Source organism: uncultured Senegalimassilia sp., from assembly GCF_934632265.1.
Taxonomy (GTDB): domain Bacteria; phylum Actinomycetota; class Coriobacteriia; order Coriobacteriales; family Eggerthellaceae; genus Senegalimassilia.
Map to the genome: position 1 here is coordinate 1 of NZ_CAKTYH010000145.1, position 4,006 is coordinate 4,006.

Annotated in this window: 3 protein-coding genes; all 3 read right to left on the bottom strand. The window is 65.2% G+C overall.

Features of this window, described 5'->3' with window-relative positions; translation table 11 throughout:
• A partial coding sequence (gene ppdK / locus Q0H50_RS08660; RefSeq protein WP_294421469.1) for a pyruvate, phosphate dikinase occupies positions 1 to 2,429 on the bottom strand: 2,429 nt, incomplete at its 3' end.
• 47 nt (positions 2,430 to 2,476) lie between these two features.
• Positions 2,477 to 3,370 carry a pyruvate, water dikinase regulatory protein gene (locus Q0H50_RS08665; RefSeq protein ID WP_294421473.1) on the bottom strand — a complete coding sequence of 298 codons (894 nt, stop codon included), beginning with the start codon at positions 3,368 to 3,370 and terminating at the stop codon, positions 2,477 to 2,479.
• A gap of 155 nt (positions 3,371 to 3,525) precedes the next feature.
• Positions 3,526 to 4,006 (bottom strand): DALR anticodon-binding domain-containing protein (locus Q0H50_RS08670; RefSeq protein ID WP_294421475.1); only part of this gene is annotated, 481 nt, incomplete at its 5' end.

The following is a 4,006-nucleotide window of genomic DNA, read 5'->3' on the forward strand; positions in this document are numbered from 1 at the left end:
CGGCTGAAGCCGAAGGTCATCTGGGTGAGGTCGTTGGTGCCGAAGGAGAAGAAGTCTGCCTCCTTGGCGATCTCGTCAGCGGTGACGGCAGCGCGCGGCAGCTCGATCATGGTGCCGATCTGGATGTCCAGCTCGACGCCCTGCTCGGCGGCAACCTCGGCGATGGTCTGCTCGGCGACCTCGCGCAGCTTGGCCAGCTCGGGAACCACGGACACCAGCGGGATCATGATCTCGGGCTTGGGATCCAGGCCCTCCTTCTTCAGCTGGGCGGCGGCGGTTGCGATGGCGCGCACCTGCATCACAGGGAGGATGGGGTACACGATGCCCAGGCGGCAGCCGCGAAGGCCCAGCATGGGGTTGGCCTCTGCCATGGCGTCGATCTGCTCCATGAGGGCGCGCTTCTCGGCGATGACGCCCTTGTCGCCGCCGGTGGCCTCGAGGCGGGCGATCTCCACGTCGAGGGCACGCGGGCTCTCCAGGAACTCATGCAGCGGCGGATCGAGCAGGCGCACGATGACCGGCAGGCCGTCCATGGCCTTGAACATGCCGTAGAAGTCGCCCGTCTGAGCCTCGAACAGCTGGTCGACGGCCTTCTGGCGGACATCCTCGTCCTCGTTGAGGATGAAGGTCTGGATGATCTGCTTGCGGTCGCCCAGGAACATGTGCTCGGTACGGCACAGGCCGATGCCCTGCGCGCCGAAGTCGCGGGACAGCTGAGCGTCCTCGGGGTTGTCGGCGTTGGCGCGAACACCCAGGGTGCGGAACTCGTCGGCCCACTCCAGGATGGTGTCCAGGTCGCCGGTGAGCTCGGGAAGCACCAGCTCGACGGCGCCGAGCACCACGATGCCGGTGGTGCCGTCCAGCGAGATCATGTCGCCTTCCTTGATGACCACGTCGGTGCCGGAGACGACGGCCTGCTTCTTCTCAGCGTCGATCTTGAGGGCCTCGACGCCGCACACGCACGGGGCGCCCATGCCGCGGGCGATGACGGCAGCATGGGAGGTCTTGCCGCCATGGCTGGTCAGGATGCCCTCGGCGGCGATCATGCCGGCCAGGTCGTCGGGGTTGGTCTCCCAGCGGACGAGCACGCACTTGCGGCCGGCCTCTGCGGCGGCCACGGCGTCGGCGGCGGAGAACACGGCCTCGCCGACGGCGGCGCCCGGGGAGGCGTTCAGGCCGCGGGCCAGCACGTCGTACTCGGCGTTCTTGTCGAACTGCGGATGCAGGAGCTGGTCGAGCTGCTCGGGCTCGACGCGCATGACGGCCTCCTCCTTCGTGATGAGGCCCTCCTTCTCCATCTCGATGGCGATGTGCAGCGCGGCGGCGGCGGTGCGCTTGCCGACGCGGGTCTGCAGCATGTACAGCTTGCCCTGCTCGATGGTGAACTCGATGTCGCACATGTCGCGGAAGTGGTTCTCGAGGACGACGAAGATCTCCTCGAGCTGCTTGCCGGCCTCTTCAAGGCCCTCGACGTGCTTCAGCTCGGCGATGGGGCTGGTGTTGCGGATGCCGGCCACGACGTCCTCGCCCTGGGCGTTGACCAGGTAGTCGCCGTAGAACTCCTTCTGGCCGTTGGCGGGGTTGCGCGTGAACGCGACGCCGGTGGCCGAGGAGTTGCCCTTGTTGCCGAACACCATGGACTGCACGTTAACGGCGGTGCCCAGGTCATCGGCGATCTTGTTCTTCTTGCGGTACAGGACGGCGCGAGGGTTGTTCCAGCTGCCGAACACGGCCTCGATGGCCAGCTTGAGCTGCACCATGGGGTCCTGCGGGAAGGCGACGACGCCGTCGACCAGCAGGCTGGGGTACTCGACGCCGGAGACGTTCTCGGAGAAGATCTTCTTGAACTCGGCCACGAGCTCCTGCAGGTCCTCTGCGGTCAGGTCGGTGTCGGAAGCGGCGTTGCGGCTGTTCTTCATGACGTTGATGGCGTTCTCGAACAGATCGCCGTCCAGGCCCATGACCACGTTGGAGAACATCTGGATGAAGCGGCGATAGGAGTCCCAAGCGAAGCGCGGGTTCTCCGTCTGCTTGATCAGGCCGTTGATGGACTGATCGTTCAGGCCCAGGTTCAACACCGTGTCCATCATGCCCGGCATGGACATGGGAGCGCCGGAGCGCACGGAGACCAGCAGCGGGTCCTCGGCGTCGCCGATCTTCTTGCCGATGCGCTTTTCCAGGTCAAGACGATACTCGTGAATGGTGTCGAGCGCGCCCTCGGGCCAGGTGTTGTCTGCGTTGGCATACTCCATGCAGGTTTGGCACGTGATGGTGAATCCCGGAGGCACCGGCAGGCCGATGTTGGCCATTTCGGCCAGGTTGGCGCCCTTGCCGCCAAGGATGGCCTTCATATTGGTATTGCCCTCGGTGACGTTGTTGCCCTCGGCGTCCTTGCCGAAAGCGTACACACGCTTGACTTCTGCAGTCACTTTCTTACTCCTAACGTAAGGTCGTCCGAAAACGGGACTTAGTTCAATCAGGACCGTATTACTATATCAGCACCTTGCGGGTGAGCCCGTTCGTAGTACCGCAAAATCTCTTGAGCGGTTTCCTCAACGGCACGATTTTCGGTGTGAATGACGATGGCCCCCAGTTTTCGCATGAGCGCGCGGGCACGGTCGAGGTCCTCGTAGACGTATTCGGGGTCGGCGTATTTCGATGCCGCAACCGCCGCATTGCCCAGGCGGCGCTGTCGGATCCCCACCAAAACGTCGGCGGTGGTCATCAGTCCGAACAGGCGCGTGCGGTCCACCTCGTACACCTCCTTCGGAGGCTCGGTGGACGGGTCGAGCGGGATGTTGGAGACCTTATAGCCTTGCTGCGCCAGGTAGATGGAGGTGGGCGTCTTCGACGAGCGCGACACGCCGAGCAGCACGATATCGGCCTGCGACATCTCCTGCGGGTTGCGGCCGTCGTCGTGGGCGATGGTGAACTCGATGGCCTCGATGCGGCGGAAATAGTGCTGGTCGGCCACGTGCAGCCCGCCAGGGCGCTTCGAAGGGGTCTGCCCCGACAGCTTGGCGATGGCGTTCATGGCATCGGTCATCAGGTCGACCGCCACAACGTTGGGAAGGCTCTCGCAATAATCCGACAGGCTACGGCGCAGATCGCCGTCGACGAGCGTATAGAAGATGAGCAGGTTCTCGTCGCCTTTTAGGCGCTTGTGCAGCTCGCCGTGCTCGGCGATGAACTGCTTGACCTCCTCGAAGGAGCGCACGTGGGGCAGCACCTCGATGTTGGGGTTCGTGACGCCGAACTGGGCGGCCGCGGCGCGGGCCAGGGCCTGGGCGGTAAGCCCCACCGAGTCGCTGACGACGTGGATGGTGGGCAGCGGCGTGGTGTTCTCATGCACGATGAACTCGCCTTGCATGGGCGTCCTCCTTACAGACGGTGCCTTGCGGGCATGGAAAAGGGCGGCAGGCCGTATCGGCTGCCGCCCTTTGAAGTGTACACCCTTTCGCGTTGCGGGCACGCGAGGTTGCCCCCGCACACCTTTTCATTACCGGTTGAAAACGGTAACCGACGCTACTTCGACTTCGCCATCTTGCCGAAGTCGGCCACGTTGGCGAACACGGCCACGAAGCGGTTGAGCAGGCGCAGGCGGTTGTCGCGCAGCGCGGCGTCCTCGTCCATGACCATGACGTCGGCGAAGAAGCCGTCGATGGGCGTGCGCAGGGCTGCCAGCTGGGCGAGCGCGGCTGCGAAGTCGTCGGACGCAAGCGCGGCGGCCACGGCCTGCTCGGCGGTTGCCACGGCGCCTGCGAGCGCACGCTCGGGATCGGTGAGCAGGGCATCGTCCACGTCCTCGCCGAGCTCGGGCTTGCGCAGGTTGTTGGCGCGAGCATAGGCCGTTGCCAGGTTGTCGAACGTTTCGGCGTCGTTGGCGCGGGCATCCTCGAGCGCATGGGCGCGTTGGCTGATGACGGCCGGCTCCTCCACGCCCGCGGCCAGCACGGCGTCGATGGTGTCGGCATTGACGCAGGCGTCGCGCAGCATGACCTTGGTG

Excerpts from the sequence above, each read along its gene's own strand:
- Q0H50_RS08665 (WP_294421473.1), bottom strand. The coding sequence starts at position 3,370 with ATGCAAGGCGAGTTCATCGTGCATGAGAACACCACGCCGCTGCCCACC.